The sequence below is a fragment of the Planctomycetia bacterium genome, assembly GCA_016795155.1.
Taxonomy (GTDB): Bacteria; Planctomycetota; Planctomycetia; order Gemmatales; family HRBIN36; genus JAEUIE01.
The window spans coordinates 165,363-184,633 of record JAEUIE010000019.1; the positions used below are offsets into that span (position 1 = coordinate 165,363).

Annotated in this window: 19 protein-coding genes; 3 read left to right on the forward strand and 16 right to left on the reverse strand. The window is 49.9% G+C overall.

What is annotated here, in order from left to right; genetic code table 11:
• Positions 1-81 precede the first annotated feature (81 nt).
• From JNJ77_08400 to JNJ77_08455, 12 genes are all read right to left on the reverse strand, one after another.
• Positions 82-414, reverse strand: coding sequence for a heavy-metal-associated domain-containing protein (locus JNJ77_08400; protein ID MBL8822591.1), 333 nt, complete (start codon positions 412-414; stop codon positions 82-84).
• A 72-nt stretch (positions 415-486) separates the two neighbouring features.
• Positions 487-894, reverse strand: coding sequence for an RND transporter (locus JNJ77_08405; GenBank protein MBL8822592.1), 408 nt, complete (start codon positions 892-894; stop codon positions 487-489).
• A gap of 64 nt (positions 895-958) precedes the next feature.
• Complete coding sequence (locus tag JNJ77_08410) at positions 959-4,057, reverse strand: efflux RND transporter permease subunit (GenBank protein MBL8822593.1); 3,099 nt, start codon at positions 4,055-4,057, stop codon at positions 959-961.
• Between the two features lie 83 nt (positions 4,058-4,140).
• Complete coding sequence (locus tag JNJ77_08415; GenBank protein ID MBL8822594.1) at positions 4,141-5,775, reverse strand: efflux RND transporter periplasmic adaptor subunit; 1,635 nt, start codon at positions 5,773-5,775, stop codon at positions 4,141-4,143.
• 628 nt (positions 5,776-6,403) lie between these two features.
• On the reverse strand, positions 6,404-7,579 hold the full coding sequence (locus JNJ77_08420; GenBank protein ID MBL8822595.1) for a TolC family protein: 1,176 nt from the start codon (positions 7,577-7,579) through the stop codon (positions 6,404-6,406).
• A 923-nt stretch (positions 7,580-8,502) separates the two neighbouring features.
• The gene (locus JNJ77_08425) at positions 8,503-8,730 is read right to left on the reverse strand and encodes a hypothetical protein (GenBank protein MBL8822596.1); all 228 of its coding nucleotides are present in this window, start codon (positions 8,728-8,730) and stop codon (positions 8,503-8,505) included.
• 148 nt (positions 8,731-8,878) lie between these two features.
• A complete protein-coding gene (locus tag JNJ77_08430) occupies positions 8,879-9,691 on the reverse strand; it encodes a methyltransferase domain-containing protein (GenBank protein MBL8822597.1) in 813 nt (270 codons plus the stop codon).
• On the reverse strand, positions 9,688-9,993 hold the full coding sequence (locus JNJ77_08435; GenBank protein ID MBL8822598.1) for a peroxidase: 306 nt from the start codon (positions 9,991-9,993) through the stop codon (positions 9,688-9,690). The genes JNJ77_08430 and JNJ77_08435 overlap by 4 nt, the downstream gene beginning before the upstream one ends.
• Positions 9,994-10,239: a peroxidase gene (locus JNJ77_08440; protein ID MBL8822599.1), complete on the reverse strand. Its 246-nt coding sequence runs from the start codon at positions 10,237-10,239 to the stop codon at positions 9,994-9,996. It abuts the gene before it with no gap.
• Between the two features lie 104 nt (positions 10,240-10,343).
• Positions 10,344-11,273, reverse strand: coding sequence for a LysR family transcriptional regulator (locus tag JNJ77_08445; protein ID MBL8822600.1), 930 nt, complete (start codon positions 11,271-11,273; stop codon positions 10,344-10,346).
• Positions 11,274-11,307: 34 nt separating this feature from the next.
• Positions 11,308-12,027, reverse strand: coding sequence for an acetolactate decarboxylase (locus tag JNJ77_08450; protein MBL8822601.1), 720 nt, complete (start codon positions 12,025-12,027; stop codon positions 11,308-11,310).
• 140 nt (positions 12,028-12,167) lie between these two features.
• Positions 12,168-12,554, reverse strand: coding sequence for a nuclear transport factor 2 family protein (locus JNJ77_08455; protein ID MBL8822602.1), 387 nt, complete (start codon positions 12,552-12,554; stop codon positions 12,168-12,170).
• A gap of 48 nt (positions 12,555-12,602) precedes the next feature.
• Here JNJ77_08455 and JNJ77_08460 point away from each other — a divergent pair, with 48 nt between their 5' ends.
• Complete coding sequence (locus JNJ77_08460) at positions 12,603-13,016, forward strand: response regulator transcription factor (GenBank protein ID MBL8822603.1); 414 nt, start codon at positions 12,603-12,605, stop codon at positions 13,014-13,016.
• A 10-nt stretch (positions 13,017-13,026) separates the two neighbouring features.
• On the opposite strand, the gene JNJ77_08465 is transcribed toward JNJ77_08460, so the two are convergent.
• Entirely contained in the window at positions 13,027-13,458 is a 432-nt protein-coding gene (locus tag JNJ77_08465; GenBank protein ID MBL8822604.1) for a hypothetical protein, read from the reverse strand.
• A 42-nt stretch (positions 13,459-13,500) separates the two neighbouring features.
• Positions 13,501-14,091, reverse strand: coding sequence for a hypothetical protein (locus tag JNJ77_08470; GenBank protein ID MBL8822605.1), 591 nt, complete (start codon positions 14,089-14,091; stop codon positions 13,501-13,503).
• A gap of 294 nt (positions 14,092-14,385) precedes the next feature.
• Here JNJ77_08470 and JNJ77_08475 point away from each other — a divergent pair, with 294 nt between their 5' ends.
• On the forward strand, positions 14,386-14,571 hold the full coding sequence (locus JNJ77_08475) for a hypothetical protein (GenBank protein MBL8822606.1): 186 nt from the start codon (positions 14,386-14,388) through the stop codon (positions 14,569-14,571).
• Positions 14,572-14,595: 24 nt separating this feature from the next.
• Positions 14,596-14,946: a hypothetical protein gene (locus JNJ77_08480; GenBank protein ID MBL8822607.1), complete on the forward strand. Its 351-nt coding sequence runs from the start codon at positions 14,596-14,598 to the stop codon at positions 14,944-14,946.
• 116 nt (positions 14,947-15,062) lie between these two features.
• Here JNJ77_08480 and JNJ77_08485 read toward each other — a convergent pair whose 3' ends face one another.
• Entirely contained in the window at positions 15,063-15,719 is a 657-nt protein-coding gene (locus tag JNJ77_08485; GenBank protein MBL8822608.1) for a class I SAM-dependent methyltransferase, read from the reverse strand.
• A 62-nt stretch (positions 15,720-15,781) separates the two neighbouring features.
• Positions 15,782-19,258: an efflux RND transporter permease subunit gene (locus tag JNJ77_08490; protein ID MBL8822609.1), complete on the reverse strand. Its 3,477-nt coding sequence runs from the start codon at positions 19,256-19,258 to the stop codon at positions 15,782-15,784.
• Positions 19,259-19,271: the final 13 nt, after the last annotated feature.

Below are 19,271 nucleotides of genomic sequence, written 5' to 3' on the forward strand. Positions count from 1 at the left end.
ACTGAGTACATCAAGCCAATCATCAAGCATTCCGATAACGGTGGGCGATGAGAACGTCTCATCGCCCACCATATAGCTTGATTACTTGGCAGGCTTAGTTGCGAAAGACCCGTCAGGCCCTTCCAACTTGGTGGGTGTTTTTCCTGCGTTCTCAACGGCTTCCCATAAACTCTTGGGCGAGACTGTGGATTGAGCTTTAGGAGTGATCTTGATGGTCTTGGCTTCAAGATCGGTTTCAGCCTTTGAGACACCTGCAACCTTCGACATCGCCGTGGCGAGCTTTTTAGCACAGCCGCCACAGTGCATGTCGGAAACAGAAATAGTTGTCTGCTTGGCATCCGATGCCTGAATAGCATTGGACGCAAAACAGATCAGGGCACATAGTGCCAGGGTCAAACTAGTGAACCGAATCATCGACAGACTCCTTCCTAAGAGAGTGTGCCCAAATCCCTTCGGGCACGTTCGTTCCAACTCGCATAAAGAGCACTAGCCCTTCTTGGTTTCTTTGCTTTCCTCTTTCTTCCCTTCCTCTTCGATCGGAGGCGGTTCTTTGCCGTACTTGGCCCGGTACTTCGCTGCGAATGTCTCCTTGAGCTTTGGATCGCAGATAAAGCACTGCGACTTTGCTCGATCGTGCTTGTCGCACCAATCACCTTTCTTTTTTGCCTCGGCGGCAACCTTGGCACTGCACATGGAACACTCTTCTTCAGGTATTCCATGCTCATCACACCACCAACCGCCGTGCTTATGCTCGGCTTTGGCTACTTCAGTGGATTTTCCATCTGAAGATTTGCCCCCTGATGTTGGCTTCTTGTCAGCAGTGGCGTTATTGCTGCAACCAACAAAGAAAGCAAATGATAGGACGCACAGTCCTAGCACTAACAGTCGTTTCATCACGGACTCCCCATGTAAGAACCAAAGAAACCATGTCGAAACCATTTCGACATGAGAATCAGAGTCATAACGCACTCGCCGTTACTTCATTCGGATCACGACGTCCAAAAGAAAAGACCATGTAAAGAACTCGCAAAACAAAGAGTGACATGACCATGGCACTTATCACGCCTCCTACTACGACCGTAGCAAGAGGACGCTGCACCTCGGCACCTACTCCCGTGCTGAACGCCATCGGAAGAAACCCCAGGCTTGCAACCAAAGATGTCATGAGCACCGGCCTCAAACGCACCAGTGCAGCTTGCTGAACCGCTTCTTCAAGTCCAAGCCCCTTTTCACGCAAATGTCGGATGTATGAGACGAGAATCATATCATCTAGGACTGCAACGCCAGAGAGTGCCACAAACCCAACAGCTGCTGAGACGGAGAATGGCATGTCTCGTAACCACAAAGCGATGATTCCCCCAACCCAGGCAAACGGTACACCGGTGAAGACTCGCAGCGCATCGACCACCGAGTGATAAGTGAAATAGAGCAGCATGAAGATCAGAGCCAACGCAAGCGGTACGACAATCAGAAGGCGTTTCTTCGCACTGATGAGATGCTCGTACTGGCCACCGAACTCGACATGGTACCGGCTGGATGGCATTGTGACTTGCTCACGAATCTTTCGCTGAGCTTCTTCGACATAACTTCCTAAATCCCTTCCACGCACATTGACCGTGACCGTGATTCTTCTTTGTCCCCACTCCCTCGTTATGGTCGATGGCCCCTCAACGACTTCAATCTTTGCGAGCTTCGATAGTGGAATGCTCTCGCCACTGGAAGCCGTAATGAGCATTGAACCAATCTTCTCGGGCGATGAGCGGTGCTTCTCTGGAAGCCTGACGACCAGAGGAAAGCGATACTGTCCCTCTACTACCTCGCCCAGAGACTTGCTTCCCAGAGATTCAATCAGATCGAGTACGGCTTGCGCGGGTATACCGTAACGAGCCAGTTCTTCTCTTTTGACCTTCACTTGCAAAACAGGCTGCCCGGTTACTTGCTCAGTGCTGACATCTGAACTTCCTTCAATTGTGTTAAGCGTTTTGGCTATCTCCTGGGCCTTCTTCACTAATAGGTTGAAGTCATCACCAAACAGTTTGACGCCTACATCGGATCGAACGCCCGATATCATCTCATTGATGCGGAGTTCGATGGGCTGCGAGTAAGACAGCTTTTGTCCGGGGATATCGCGGAGGCTTTTTTCCAACAATGCCCGGAATTCCTCCTGGGTCTTTGCCTTCTTCCATTTCTCTCGTGGCCAAAGTGTGATGAAGAGATCGGTCAGTTCGACGCCCATTGGGTCTGTCGCCACTTCTGCCGAGCCGACACGACTCCAAACATGCCGAACTTCGTCGGGGAAAGTAGAGAGAATAGTCTTTTCCAACTGGGTGTTGGCAGCGATAGAGTCTTCTAGATTGGTGCCGGCAAGTCTTACAACGCCAATGGCAATCGAGCCTTCTGATAGCCTGGGAACGAACTCAGCACCCAGATTCGGTGCAATAATGCCAAACGCAAAAACCAGGAGGGTTGCTGCCACTACGAGCACGATGAATTTGTGCTTCATCGAAAAGGCAAGGACGGGTTTGTACAGGGCGAGTGCTATTCTCATCACTAGCGGTTCACGTTCTTCTACTTTCTTGGGCAGGAAAAAGCTTGCAAGAACAGGCATTAGTGTCAGTGAAAGAATCATCGAGCCTATGAGTGCAAAGATGACTGTCAGTGCCATAGGCCGAAAGAACTTTCCTTCAATCCCTTCAAGCGTCAGGATCGGCAGATAGACGATCATAATGATGAGTTCGCCGAACATTGTCGGTTTTCGCACTTCGACTGCAGCGTCTCTGATAACTTCCAGCTTTGTGCGTTTCTTTAGATCGCCATGAGCAATATGCCTCACGCAGTTCTCAATCATCACGACAGAACTATCCACCACCATGCCGAAATCGATGGCTCCCAAGCTCAAAAGGCTAGCAGAGATCCCGAAGCGCAACATGCCTGAAAATGCAAAGAGCATCGAGAGTGGAATGGCTAGTGCCACGATGAAAGCTGCACGAAGGTTGCCGAGAAACAAAAAGAGAATTGCTACGACGAACAAACCGCCTTCAAAGAGGTTGTTGCGTACCGTGTCTATGACGACTTCAATGAGCTCCGTTCGATCATAAACTGGCGTGACTTGGATATTCGGGGGGAGATTCAACCTGATTTCCTGAAGCGTTTCTTTCATTTCCCTTGTAACCTTGTGGCTGTTCTCTCCCATGAGAAGAAACCCAAGGCCCATGACCACTTCACCTTTCCCATTGGCTGTTACAGCACCGCGACGAATCTCATGTCCAATAACCACCTGGGATACGTCACCCACACGAACCGACACGCCGTCTTTGGCCGTCACCACAATATTGTTGATCTCATCAATGGATATCGTGCGACCCAATCCGTGAATCAGCAGCATGCCGCTGGTCTGGCTAAGGCTTCCTCCGCCGACATTCTTGTTGTTTTTCTCAACCGCGCCGACCACTTCATCAAATGTGAGCTTGAACTTGACGAGCTTATCGGGATCGATCCGTACTTGATATTGCTTTTCAAAGCCACCCCAGGAGTTGATTTCTGCTGCACCCTTGACGGTCTTCATCTTGGGCTTGATGATCCAGTCGTGGATGGTGCGGAGTTCGGATGGGTCAGTTGTTTTTCCGGTCACGATGTAATGGTAGATTTCACCTAGTCCGGTCGATACCGGCCCCATTTTGGATCGTGCAACTCCAACGGGTAACTCAACCGTTGTCAGTCTCTCATTGATGACGGTACGGGCAAAGTAGATGTCAGTGCCATCGGCAAACGTAACGACGACTTGCGAAAGGCCAAATTTCGAGATGGAGCGCAATCCTTCCAGATGAGGCAACCCGCTAAGCACTTGTTCGATGGGGAAAGTAATCTGCTGTTCGATTTCCTCCGGCGCAAGCGAAGGGGCGATGGTGTTGATTTGAACCTGAACTGGAGTCGTGTCGGGAAAAGCATCGATATCGAGCATCGTCATCGAATAGACGCCAAAGCCCGCCATGGCCAATGCAGCCAACAAGACGATGAACCTATTCTTCAGTGAGAAGTCAATAATCCAGTTGAGCACGATTCCATCCTTCGAGGACACTGTTTCAGACTTTGATCAAGCGGCGGTAGGCCCGAACCGGGCCGTTAGTGTTTGTGGCAGGCTCACCCTTCGCCCAAATTGCCTTTGAGGAGTTCCCCTCGCAGAACGGCACTTCCTTTGGATGCCACGATCTCATCGGCAAGCACCCCGGCCAGGAGTTCGGTGTGCGTTTCATCCTTTGCCCCAGGTCTCACCTTGCGCACGTGGAAGTACTTGGGGCCATCCTTCTTGAAGTAGTTCTTGTCACGGACGAAAACGATGTGACAATCTCCTTCCCACTGCAACGCCTCGTTAGGAACAGTTATCGCATTCTTCTCTTCACGCAGGATGATCTTTCCGCTTCCAAAGGCACTGGCACGTAGAGTTCCGTTTGCGTTTCCGAGTTCGGCTCGAACCATTACAGTGCGTGTCTTCTCATCGACGGTCGTGCTGATCCAGGAAATGTGTCCTTCTGTTTCTTCCGGATGGTCACCAATCTTAAAAAGAACCTTCTGGCCGAGCTTCACGTAACGCATGTCGTCTTGTCGCACATTGAGTGTTAGCCACATTCGGCTGGTATCTGCGATCACAAAGAGAGGCTTTGAGATATCGACGACTTCACCAGCAACAACTTCCCGAGTCACCACGACTCCGTCAAATGGTGCACGGATTGGAATGAGATTACCGCTGGTCGCTTGATGGCTCATCTGTTCAATCAGGCTTTGTGGCAGTCCCAAGAATTGAACTGCTTTTGCCTGATCACGGGGAGATAATTTTTCCATGCCGTCCGGTACAGGTAAGCCCAGGTTCACCAACGCCTGTTGAGCACTGAGCAGTTTCGTCTCTGCCTCGCGGTGGGCTGCCTTGGCTTCAATCTGCTGAGTGGTGCCTTCCTTGTAGATGCCCTGCTTGATCAGGTTTTCAACGTTTTCAAGCATCCTCGCTTTCTGTTCCAATCCTGACAATGACTGAAGATACTCAGCCTTGGCTTTGCCGACATCTGCCGCATCAATCAGCGCAAGGATGTCTCCCTTCTTTACACTTTCGCCGACTTTCTTTGGAACCCACCACGCGGTACCGGGGACTCGACTCGACAATCTCGCAACATAATTGTGGTCAAACCCAATCTCACCGTTTGCGGTCTTATACTCCATCATGGATCGCTCACCCACGACATCGACTTCAACACCCGACTTGGCAAATGCCTCTTCGCTTGCAAACTGAATGCGTCGATCATGCAGATTGCATTTAGAGTTGTTGAATGGTCGTTCCCACATCGACAATGCAGCTTGCGTGTCATACTTGGGAAGTTTGGGCTGCCCTTGGGTTTGTGCCAGTTCAGGATGGTGGATGACGCATTCGGCAATGCCATGCTCACGACACCAGCCATAAGACTTGGGGCGAGGCGCCAGCTCCTTATTACACTCGATGCACTGGGTTTCAGTCACACTGTGTTCTGAACACCAGTCGTCTTTCGTCTCCTGCGATTTTCCCGTGAGTTCAGAGAACTTGGGAAGACTCCAGCCAGTGGAGTGTCCCCACCAGGCAAGCCCCCCAAGCGCGGCCAGCACGATCACGTTCGGAATGGCATGAATCAGCCAGCCCACAAAGCTTGCCATCATGGATCGACGTTTGGGCTGTTGCGATGTCTGCTGCATTCCGTTTGTGGAAGCATGCGTTACCGGTTCATGTGTCCGTTCAAAAAGAGCTTCGGTCATGTCGAAGCACCTCTCTCAGAGTAAGTTTGCTTGATGGATCACTACACCATCAGGAATTGCTGACGAGTGCAGAATAGATGCACATACCCATGATCATGGGTAAAGAAATTGAGGATGTGGACGGTACTAACAGCGTATAACCACGGAAGATAGAATCGTGGCTAGGCTATCTACTCGATGTGGCCGCTGTTCAAAGGCTTGATGTTGTTTTGCCAGCGACAGTGCGTTCGAACTCAATTCAAAGGAAACCGGAAATAGCACCAAGCTTGATTCAAGAAGTCTTTGTTGTTGATCCTTATCAATTGTCACGTTGGCTTGTGTAACTACGAGTGTGTAATCCGTGCAAAGTTTGCAGGTTCGTTCAACGGTCGGGATGGAGTGATCATTGGCAGGGGATTCGTCTGAGCAAGCATCCTCTTCGCTACATCCACACGAACATCGAGCTTTCTCAGTAACCTTGCAGGAGCCTCCCACAGTCCACTGCAATCGTTGCGTGCCATTCTTGCGAACGCACATAGTGAGCGCACCTTGCCCCAAGGTGCAAATCAGCACCTGAAGCAAAGCAAGCACACAGCAAAGCACGATTTTCATGACGTTGTGGTTCTCTTTCCTCTAACAGATTGTAACCTCAAGGCAGTAAAATACAAGGCGCACCGCCTTCTCCGGAAACAGCAACGGGTGATGATTCCGTTTGCAGAATGCCCTCAATTTCGCTCTTGGCCTTCCAAACTTCGCCTTGCATTTCGACTAATTCGAGTCGAACTTGGGAAAGTAATCGAAGTGCATCAAGAACATCCATGTATCGGGCGACCTTGCGGTCTAGAACGTTTCCTTCACGCACCAGTTTCAATGATTCCTCGGCATCTTTGACCGCTTTCTCCAGTATTTCTGACTGTCTCTTGGCATTTTCAAAGCGTCGATAAGACTCGGCTAATCGTTCAGCAAGGCGAGATTCAATTTGCCGAAGTTCCGCATCGGTTCGAGCCACTTCTGCCATGGCCGACATGATGTTACCTTGATTGCGATTGAAGAGTGGCAGATTCACCCCTGCTTCAACGAAAAGCATCACGTTCCTATCAGGAAAGTCGTAAACAGGTCGGGCCTGTAACTGCAGATTTGGCGTGACCTGGGCCTCTGCCAATCGTACATGTTCCCGCGCCTGGCTGGTCAATGATTGTGCTTCTTGGATTTCCGAAGACCTGGTCAATGCTGTTTCAAGAACTTTTGTCCATTCATAGGCCGTCGGGCAAGCTTCGAGTTTACCACTGACTGAAGTGATAGCCTGCTTGGGAACACCGACGATAGCTGCGAGTTTCTTTTTGTTGCCTTCAATCCTTTGCTCAGCAGCAACTCGTTTGCCCTGACTTAACGTCAATTCTACTTGAGCTTTCTTGACGTCGAAGGAAAGAACACTCCCATCCTGCTGTAACTTGTCGGCCTTCTCCAGGCCCTCCTTGGCTAGTTGCTCGATCTCTTTGCTTACGACAAGTTCTCTCTCTGCTGAGAGTAAATCGTAATAGGCAACACGAACTCTTGTAGAGACCTCGTACCATTTCGTCACTGCCTGCCAATCCGCGGCCGTGACACCGTGTGCTGCTGCCGCTTGTGCAATCTGCAGTTTACCAGCAGTAACAATTTCCTGATTGACGTAAGGGCCCTGCTGCCCACCACCGGATTTATTCAAGCTCAATTCTTCCGTGCGCCAGCCCACGGTAGGATTGGGATAAAGACCGGACTGAACCAATTGGCCACGTGCTGACTCTGCCTTAGCCTTGGATGATGCGAGTTCTGGATTGGCTGCCAACGTCTTATCTAGAAGCTGTTGTAAGGTCCAAGGGCCAATGTGCTGCTCGGTTGATTCTTGATGAGATGTTTGCAGGAGCACAGGTAACGTCGATGACGAATTAGCTACAGTATTAGGGTTCGGGTTGGATAATAAGCGAGTGTTTTGCGATGGTGGATCTATGCGACCACTTTGGCATCCCACTATAAATGCCCCTGCTGAAAACAGGCTAAAGCGTAGTAGGTTGGTGCTCATATCTAGACCGCCGATTGTGCCGGAATGCTGGGAGCTACTATGTTGGAATAAGGCGATACTGCCCACTCAGGGACAACGCCAAGTGACAAGTATTTGAATTAGCAGCGGGCAATCGATATGAGACACAAGAGATTTGAGGCACACATTCTCGGGAAGCCGACAGGCTCATGGCCCGCCAGCTTTGCCAAATAAGCCTCTACCTGAAAGTGGAAGCTGATTACATGCTGAATGTTGAACGATTGGCTGACTTGGCCTGCAAGACACTTCAAGATCGATTGAACAATAGCGTAGTGTTGCCCATGCCATTTCTCACAAGGGCATTCTTGTTTATCATCCGAAGGAATGTCTTCATTTTGCTTGCAATGGTTTTTGCAACAACAGCGTTTCTGCGCTAATTCACTCTTGGTGCTCGAAGTCTTTGTGGTTGCTTGAGTAATGAACGTGGAAAGGCAACAAGCTCTGGGGCCCAGAATGAGAATGACTATCGAGAGTATGGCTGGCAATGAGCGAAGCATGGTTGCCTGCGAACGCCGAGATAGAACTACACTGCTCATTTATCGGCATTAACTTCGCAGTACCATCAGGGAAACGCGAGTAATCGATCCAACTTACCTAGCTTAAGCCAGTTCCTCTTGGTCACTTTTGATCAATCGAATTGCATTGCAGTTAGGTGTCTTGATCCCAGTTCCCTATTTTTTCTTGCAGCAATCATCAGTACATGGCAGATCCGTTCTCGCTGGTGGGGTGACGATCTGCACAACGGGCACTTCAAATGCCTGTCGATGAGCTTCGATTCGTTGCTGACTTTGGAGTGATGTGCGGGTTGCTTTTTGTTGATTAGCAGGCTTGCTATCGAGAGCAATGAATCCAACGAATGCAGATACCAGGGAGATGCCAACATAGAGTACAGGACGCATTTGAATCCTTGCCTTTAACAACCAATACGACATTCAAACTGATTACCAGTTGGTGCAAGTTCAAACAAGGTCAACTGAGTTGAAGAGTACTATCCACGACCGATTCCCTGGATCGTAATTTAAGTGCATCGCGGTATTTTACATCGTGTTATAGTTGAACTGTCACGCACATAAAGGTAGCTGGGATACAAGTGCCTCGGCCTGTGTCAGTGTTCTGAACCCGTGCCAACTCAAGGAGCTGTTGAGAAAGTTCTTCCTCTTTTCCTTGCTTCTGTGCTGCTTCAAAGGCATTCATCGTTGGGCCATAATAATGCCTGAATTGGCCAATGAACTCAGTGGGGTTCTTGTTTGCAGAGATGAAGTAGAATGTATGTTTCTGCAATGAGATTCTCTCACTGGGTATCCCTGTTTGGCCAAATCTCAAAAAGATGTCCTCCTCCACTCCCCATCTCATCGGGCTGATAAATCCTTCTGGGGGTGGAGGAGTAAATGTGGAACTGATTTTTAGAACCTGAGAGACAAATGTCGGATCGTTTGGTATCCAGTTACCCATCACAATTCGACCACCTGGTCTTGTGACACGTACCATCTCCTTGGCTACATCAAACGGCTTAGGCGCGAACATGGCACCAAAAACACTGAGTGTCAGATCAAAAGAGTGATCGCAAACACCTTGCAAATCGCATGCATCCCCCTCTCGAAAGACGATTCCTTCGATCCCTTCTTCCGCAACTCTGCTGTTTCCGGCATCAACCAGATTCCTGGCGATGTCGATTCCGACGACCTTAGCACCATGACGTGCTAAGGGTATTGCCGTGGTGCCATCTCCACATCCCAGGTCAAGAACATGCATGCCGGTTGAGATGCCAAGTGATTCGACAAGAGTTTCTCCAGACTTCCGCATGAAGGCTGCAATTCTGGTAAAGTCGCCTTTTTCCCATAGCGCCTTGTTCGCGTTCATCTTGCCATCCTCATAGTAGGTTCAGGATCGACCCCGAGTCCATCGAGTACACGATTGATAAAGTTGAAGTAGCCAATGCAATGCACCGCATCCACCAGTTCGACATCGGATAAGCCAAGTTGCCTCAGGCTTTCCAAATCATTGCGTCCTGTTTCAGTGGGATTTTTCGTCAGCTTAACTGCATAATCAAGGATGGCTCGTTCCCGGTCAGTAAGATCAGCTTTACGATAGTCCGACTGCATCGTTTGGCGTTCTTCATCGCTGGCGACCACCGACCGGAGGTCGTTTTCATGCGATTCCATTCAGTAGAAACAGCCATTAACTTGTGACACCACAGTTGCAATGAAAACCCGCTCTCGCTTGGTGATCCCAGTGGATGCATCCATAATCTGGCAGTAGAGGTCAAAGCCATGGTTCATCGTGTCGGGACGTAGTGACTGTAGCTGAGCAATGTTGGGAACTTTGCCAGAGCGTTTTCGTACCTTGCCGTAAACCTCAGCTAGTTTTCCGGAGGCTTCTGTCTCAGGTACCGTTTGCACCCATGCCATGTTCTCATCCTTGCAGTGCGAGCTAAATTAACTTGATGTCTGCAAGGTAGATGAAAAAAGGGGGAAGCGTTACGGATGTTGCCTAATACTAACGAGGCCACGCATTAGCTGGGCTTATGGGAATTCTGTGAATCAAGAAAGTAAAGGAACAACCTGGCAGGAGTAGTGACCACACCTCGATCATCGGTGATAACATAAATATTTCTGTCGCATTGCAGGTCAGCGAAGGAAACACTCTTGATCCGACCTGCATCCAGATCCTCCTGGATGGCACATTGAGACAGTACCGCCAGACCCATCTTACGGAGCACAGCTTTTTTGATGGCTTCGTTGCTGCCCAATTCCAGAACGATATGGAAATCACTCAGTGAACGATTGATTCTTTCGAGAGCAGTTTCAAAACAGTGCCTCAAGCCTGATCCCGTTTCTCTCAGGATGAGCGGATACTGAGTCAATTCCTTGGAAGTCACCTTCTTCTTACGCGACAGCACGTGCCCCGGCGGAACAGCCAGTAGCATTCTGTCGCTAGCCAGGAAACGAAACTTCAGATGAGGATTCTCAATCAATCGACCCACCAGGCCAATGTGTGCTTTTCCCGTTCCAATCAGTTCAAAGACGTTGTTGCTATCACTCACGGAAACTCGCACACGAATCTGGGGATACTGCTTGACGAAAACATCCAGTATGCCAGGCAACAGATGCTCACCCGGAACTGAACTGGCTGCGATAATCAGTTCTCCTGCAGGTATCGACTTCTTACCGGTAATTTCTCCTTCGGCATCTCCGTACAACTGCATGATTTTCTGAGCATACTCATACAGTGTTCGCCCGGATGGCGTGAGTTCTAGCCGACCACCGCGACGAGTGAAGAGTTGGGTCTTCAAAGACCGTTCCAGTTCCTGGATACGCTGACTTACAGCTGACTGGGTTAATCGAAGTGACTTAGCAGCTGCTGTGAAACTGCATGTCTCTGCCGCCAGGGCGAAGGTGGCTAAGTGTGGAAGTGCATGCTTATCGTGACTCTGAGCCATCATCACTCTAATTCTTGTTGTCCAGTGGGGAAATCGCTTACTCGGTGGGTAACAGCAACACAGCCTTGCTGCTGAACTGGATCGATTCTACATGGCCCGACTGCTTGCCGTCACTGGTGATCATGTGCATGTGAACATTGCTGTCGTGGTGAGTGAATACGCCTTGATGACTATCTGAATAGAAGCCAAGGAGCTTGATACTGGTGTTTTCAAGTTTGAACGACACTTTGACAGCCTCATGGCTGGCAGGAGTATGTGGTCTATCGTCCGTCTTATTGACGATGTGAAAGGCTAACTTTCGGGGTGCATCCTTGATCAGGAATGGAAACGGTCGATTGACGTTAATGCCTTGTTCTGAAGCCGTTTTTTCCAGCCACTTCTCAAGCTTTTCTCCATTGGTGACATCGGCTGGAATGGGCACTTCCTTCCATTTCGCCACAAAAGCATAAACGAGAAAACAGGCTTTATTCTGATAGCTGTCTGATGTAACAACCTTGTTTGATTCGATTCGCGAAATGGATGGGATACTATCCCAGATCGTTACTTCGCCACGCAAACCTTCCAGTGGTCCCAGGGCATAGAGATGCTTTTTCGTGGCGAGTGATGACAGATCAATCGAAGCTGCGAGATTACCTTCTCGCATGACCTTCCGCATTTCGCCAATGTGATGAACTGCCACTACAGTTTTGTTCTTATCTTCAGCAAAATAGGGACATAAGATAAGAGAAGCAATCACAAGTAATGTAGCGTGCGTCATTCCGTTGAACCTCACAAGTGGTCTGAGAACAGCCGATTTATCATTGATGATGAAAGTATAGCAGCATCTGCAAACCTTGGGAGAGCTTTGGAAGGCCACTGCAGTAGTTGACGCTCTGACACAGTGACGGAAATCCACGCTCAATGACTGGGAAACTCGGGCATCTCCGTGACGAAGATCTCCATGCGATTGATAATTCCATTCTTGATTTGAAATAGATCGTAGCCACGCATGGGGCCAGGCATGACTGAGGCTGTACATGTCCATTCAGCGCGGATTGTTTGGCCTTGAAGATCCACTCGGTCAAGCAATATCTTCATATCTGGCGCCTGGTTAACCCACATAGGCACAAGACTGGCCTTGATTGCAGCCTTGCCTTCATGTGTTTGCATTTGTCCGGTGAATGGTTCAACTAACACTCCATCTTCAGCAAACAAGTTGAGCAGTTCCTTCTCTGCGGTGGGGCCGGTTTGCATAAATCGGAAGACATTCTCAATGACCTGTCGATCTTTCGTAGAAACGGACATGATCTGGTTCCTTTCTATTGGTAGACTGGGTGTGAATGGGAGTGGTTAATGCCTGGTTTTATTCCAGCCTTGGATAACGAATCGTTGACAGCGCTACGTCGTCTGGTTCAGTCCATGCACCAAGAGAACGGCAAAGCCATGCCGTTGACCGACTTGATTGAATTGAGCAAGCAAGTCAAGACCGACAATGGCATCACCATTGATTTCCGTGCTTCTGAATCGCTAGGCAGCCCTATGGTTGTCGTTCAAGTTCCTCAACAGTGTGGCGACACTCCCTTCTTCAGGGAGCTATCGAAACGAGAGCAAGACGTGGCAAGCCTGATTGCCAGAGGCCTGAGCAATAAGCAGATTGCCAAAAAGTTGCACATCGCGCTTCCCACAGTGAAGGATCATGTACATCGGATTCTGGTGAAAGCGGAGTTGCCCAATCGTACTGCAATCGCGGTAGCTATGCGTTCTTAAGTTCACGTTATCATTTGAGCAGGCTGACAAACGCCTGTCTCAAGGCTTTTTGTTTGGCAGGGGTGAGTACGCCAGGCTCGACGATGCTGATCATAGTCTTTCCAAGTACATGCTCATCAGCAGCCAAGCGAAGCAACTTTTCAAGATCTCTTAAGCGATCTTTACCCATCTGTTTACCGAGCGTAGTACAGGCCAGTTCGATTCGGTCTTTCTTACCAGCAAATTGTGGTGCGAGAAAACAGATGCTGATTTCTTTGCCGTCAACAGCACCACGAAGGCTTACTCCACCTGCGCCCCATTTGAGCGATCCGCCTGACTTCACCCAGGATGCAATCATCTCCCGGAAATAGGGAGCGCTCTCTGACTCGCATTCAGCATAGAACTGATTCTCTTCCATTGTGCCAACTCGGCATTTGGCTTTCTCGTCATAGTAGGAGGGCATGCTTAGAGTCCTGAGTGTGGGATCTGTATCATTGAAGGAAGACTATTTGATTCGAGTTAATTTCGTTTGAGAGTAGACCTGAAACTCCTTGCCAGGCTCTGCAATCTCGAAAGTTTCCTCGAACTCATCAGCGCTCTTTAGTTTGTAGCATTCACGGGCGCGATAACCCTTCGGGATATTCTCGATTGCTTCGGAGACAAAAACCAGTTCCTTACCGTCATCCGAGACACGGTCCAGAACGTATTGGTTAACGAAACCCTCGATGTGAAATTGCCGAAGTACGAGTTTTTTACGCCCAGAATCGTAACTGAACATACCCCAATCTTCATGTTTTTCTCCCTTGGGGTTTTTCTCTTGGGCTGGATACACAGAACTGTTTCTAGCATTCAGGTACTTATCCTTTAGCACAAACTCATAGGATCGTTCGACCGAAGATTTGCCTGGCTGACCGTTCCCTTCACCACGCCAACGGCCCTCCAAAATACGAAGTTTGGCGAACCTATCGGTCTTCACAGTTGACGAAGGTGGTTCGCCTTGCTTTGAACCGGCATTTTGTGCTTGCGACGGTAGGCAAAAGATCAATGTTGTACTCACGGCAGTAGTAAGGAACAAAAGTAACGTAATACCCTTCATGCCGGTTGCCTCTCATTGTGGATTCAGTGTCTTGTCCGAAGCTCAAGGATATCACGCTACCACATCGTGTCATTCCATCTTTAGATGGTATTTCAGCAAGGTCTAGACTCGATCATTCAGAACTTGTGAGGCTGGAAGTCACCAACGTATTGTGTATTTCAAGGGGTAGTCGCGTGTTTCTTAGTTCTACGAGTTACTTTTTTCGAGTTACTTTGTTAAATGATTACATGAGGTTTGCAATCAGGGTGTCGATTGTAAACTCTTGGTCTCTTACTCATTCCATCGGAGAGAAGCATGAAGACGCGACGCAGTTTCATCTGCGGATCGCTGGCAGGCATGATGGTCTGTGCGACTGTCGTGATGGCTGGTGATTTGAAGTCCGGCCCGCAGCCGGGTAAAGGGGTCACTCCATTTGATCCCCTGAATATCTACAACGCCGATAGCCCCAGCAGGAACGGCAAGGAGAGTTGCTTTATCTGACAGCTCGGCAGCAAACCAGTCGCTTTGGTCTTCGCACGCGATACCGACGACGCCTTGGCCAGTTTGGTCAAGAAACTTGATGCCGAAGTTGCCAGAATCGGGAAAGCCAAAGTATCAGCAGTCATCATCTTCCTGGCCGACGGCGATGATATGAAAAACAAGATCGAGCAGTTTAAGAAGGATCATAACGTCAAACATGTCAGCCTTGCTCTTGACGGACCCAAAGGTCCTGAAGACTACAAGATCGCAAAAGAAGCTGCGGTGACGGCAATCCTCTACAAGGGCAAAAAGGTCAAATCGAATCACGCATTCGAAAAGTTTGCTGCGAAGGACGTCGAGACAGTTGTCAAAGACTTGTCAGAGATGAGCAAATAACCTACTGCTGGCGTATCGTCAAAGTATTTATGACACCCATTCACCGCCTGGCGATCCGCTCAGGCGGTGTTTTGCGTTTGTAGACTAAACCTGATTGCCGCGCACCCCGTGCCTGGTCAACAGTGTGCTTCGACCATCAAGCCCCAAAGTGCGAGGTGACGCGATGAAAGAGGAAACTTCCGAAAGGTGATAGTTGAAAAGCCTGCCTGGATTAGGAAATCTCGTACTTCTGGTTCTGTGTAAAGGTTTGATCGCCACCATCGACCAATCAACCAATACATGAGCCAATTGTTACGTGTGATGAATAACAACAGACTCCCATCTTGGTTCAAAAGCCTTCGTAGTCCACTGAGGGCCTGAACAATATTCCCTGGCGGAAGGTATTCCAGCATTGATGCTGTGACAATCAGGTCGTAGTTCGTCCAAGAACTCGGAAGAGTGTTCAGATCGAGCACGTTCGCCTGGATCAGTTCGATGCCTTCGATCCCCTGATTGAGCAGCGACGTACGAAACCGCTCAAGCATTGCAGGAGTAAGGTCGAAACCGTGGATGGTTTCCAAACTGAATCCACGTGCTAAAAGGGCCTTACGCAACGCAAGTGTTACGACCCCGCTACCACACCCGGCATCGAGGACCTTCATTCCGGGCCGAAGCAGCGGAGACTGCAGAAAACAAGCAAGAAGTCCGTGCGGGTAGCGAACCAGCCGTACAAATCGATCATAGGTTCGCCCTCTCTTTGTGTAGAGCTGAACTAAGTCATCTGTTGATATCATGTTCGTATTATTATCTCACACCCTTCGGCAAACTGGTCAAAGTGTGCCTTTGTTATCCGGAGCTACTTGCTGTTCAATGCACGCTTCACTTCCCATTCTTTGACCAGGCAGTAAAGACAAGGAGCGATGAACAGCGTGATCAGATTGACCGCCATGCCGCCGATACTGGGAATGGCCATTGGTTGCATGACGTCAGACCCACGTCCATGTGTCATAAAGATTGGTAAGAGCCCGATAAAAGTCGTGGCCGTTGACATGAGAATTGGGCGAATACGTTGAATGGCAGCATCGAGTACATATTCGCGCACCTCTTGACGGGATCGCGGAGTAACTTTCCCAAATGCTCGCTCCAGATAATCGAGCATCACAATACTGCTGTCGTCAATAACACCGAAGAGGGCGATGAAGCCGACCCAGACGGCAACGCTCATGTTGGCTCCCCAAAGATAAACCATGATGAAAGCTCCAGCAGCAGAGGTGAGCATGCCAAAGTAGACAACGAAGCCGAGCCACCATTTACCAAGGCCAACATAAATCATGACCACCATAGTGATGAGCACGAGTGGTACAAGCCATGAGAGACGGGCCATGGCACGTTGCTGATTCTCGAACTGCCCCGACCATTTCCAGTAGTATCCCGGAGGTACGACAAGCGTCGCCTCCTGGTGCCGTCCGGCGGCAACAAGCTCGTCACTTTTCCGTTTTTCTTCCTGCAACAGCTTTTCTGCGTCTTCAACGACGCTTACCTCATCACGATCACGTGTGTTCATCGTGACATAGCCTACAAGAAGTCCCCCTTCGCTCTTGAGTTCCAGGGGCCCAACTGTGTAACGAATCTTGGCGACCTGGGTAATAGGGATATGTGCCCCGGTAGATGTGGGCACGAGTACTCGTTCAAGTTCTTTGAAGTTGTCTCGGAGTTCACGTAAATAGCGTACGCGGATCGGGTAACGTTCCCGACCTTCAACGGATGTCGTCAAATTCTCACCGCCGATGGCGATCTCGATGATGTCTTGAACATCGCGAATTTTAACACCGTAGCGAGCTATGGCCAAGCGGTCGATTTCATACTCGATGTACGGCTTGCCAAGGATTCGGTCGGCAACAATGTCAGTGGCACCTGGAACCTTGCGGAGAAGCTGCTCGATTTGCAGTCCAATGCGTTCAATTTCTTTAACGTCGGCACCGAAGATTTTCACGCCCATCATGGCCCGGAAACCGGTTTGTAGCATGATGATGCGCGTTTGTATGGGTTGCAGCCACGTTGGGAGCACCCCAGGGATGTTGGTCTTGGATTGAAGCTCCTGCAGGATTTCCTGTTTAGTGATGCGACGCTGCCCGCCTTTGCCGTCTGAGACCATCCGCCAATCGTCTTCTGGCTTCAGGATAATCACCGTTTCAATCATGCCGATAGGGGCAGGATCAAGTGCAGTCTCAGCACGGCCGAGTTTCCCGACGACACTTTGCACTTCAGGAACGGTACGAATGGCGGCGTCTTGCCTGGAAACAACATCAAGTGATTGTGGTAACGACGCCGAAGGAAGCATGGAGGGCATAAATAGGAATGAGCCTTCGTCGAGAGGCGGCATGAACTCTCTGCCCAGGCCAGGGAAGGTCTTACTGAGATTGAGCCAAACGCTGTTGTTGGTGATATCGACACCGATCTTGCGTAACCCGAACTCAAGCGGATAAGCCATACGAGCGAAACCAAGCCAGCAAGTCAGACCTAGCAGTGAAATGAAAAGAGGGATAACAAGGAATAGGAACTTATTGTTAAGCACCCACCGCAGTGTTGGTCGAAAGACTGCATTAACACCTCGGGCAACAAGATTCTGTTCGAGTGGGATAAGTCGTTCTCGGCCCATGCGGTATACGGCGGCAGCAATCATAATCCCGATGCCAAAGGAAGTCGGCCAGCCGCTCCAGCGACCGCTGATGCCGAATCCCCATAGCAGGACTTCATGCATGGCAAACGTCGCCGCGATACCAACAGCAACGCCAACGAGTAGTGACTTAAGCCTTGACCAGGTCCCTGACCTGACAAGGTAATAGCTCAGCACAGGAACAAGCGTGATAGCCAGAATGACGGAAGCAGAAATAGCAAGTGTCTTGGTGTAAGCCAAGGGCTTGAAGAGTTTGCCTTCCTGATCGGCTAAGGCAAAAATCGGAATGAAGGAAATGATGGTATTAGTCACGGAGGTTAAGATAGCGCTACCCACTTCGCTGGCAGCTTCGGCAACGACCTCTTTGTGCGGCCTGTTAGGCTCTGTGGAACAGCGGCGGTAGATATTCTCGGTCATGATAATGCCCATGTCAGCGACATCACCGATGGCAATGGCTACGCCAGCCAGCGACATGATGTTGCTATCGACGCCGAGGTAGTACATAACGATAAAGCTCATCGCCACCGAGAGCGGAAGAGTAGGAACGATGGCAAGCGAACTACGCAGGTGCAGCAGAAAAATGATGACGACGCAAGCAACAGCAATAGCCTCTTCCGTCAATGCTTCTCTTAAGGTGTCGATAGTCTCCAGCACGATGTCAGTACGGTCATAAAAGGAGACAAGGCTGACGGGAGCCTGTTTGCCACTCGCCAATGTGATTTTCAGCCCTGGTTCAATCTCCTTGATTTTGGCTTTCACCCGCTCTAGGACATGCAGCGGGTTTTCACCATAGCGCATGATGACGACACCACCCACAGCTTCCCGGCCGCCCTTGTCGAGTGCGCCACGACGGAAATCGGGCCCAAGCTGAACCGTGGCAACATTCTTGATGAAGATCGGTGTGCCGCCTTCCTGGCGGATGACGATATTTTCCACATCCTGAATACTCTTAACAAAGCCAACACCACGGATGAAGAACTCATAATTGTTGTTTTCGAGAACCTTGGCTCCGACATCAATGTTACTGCGACGGACGGCTTCATAGATTTCCGGCAACATCACCCGCTGAGCACGCATCTTGTCCGGATGAACATCAATTTGATACTGCTTGACGTATCCACCGACCGAAGCCACTTCCGAAACACCATCCACGGATTGGAGTTGGTAGCGAACGTACCAGTCCTGCAACGAACGAAGCTGTCCCAGATCAGCTCCATCTGCTTCCAGCGTATACCAATAGACTTGTCCCAGAGCCGTGGCATCGGGGCCAAGTACCGGAACAACACCCTGCGGCATCTTGCCCATTGCGACACTCAAACGTTCCATGACGCGAGAGCGTGCCCAGTAGTAGTCAGCTTCGTCCTTAAAAATGACGAAGACCATCGAGAAGCCAAACGCAGAGGCTGATCGAATGGACTTAACTAGCGGCGTTCCTTGAAGGCTCGTAGTAAGGGGGTAGGTCACCTGATCTTCGACGTCCTGCGGCGAGCGCCCTGGCCAGTCAGCAAAGACGATCACCTGTTTCTCACCGATGTCAGGAATAGCATCGACAGGGGTATTCTTGAGGCAGTAATACCCACCCACGAGTATGGCGATTGCGGCCAGCAACACCAGGAAGCGGTTGTTCAGGCACCAGTTAATAATGAATGCAATCATGGCTGAACTACTC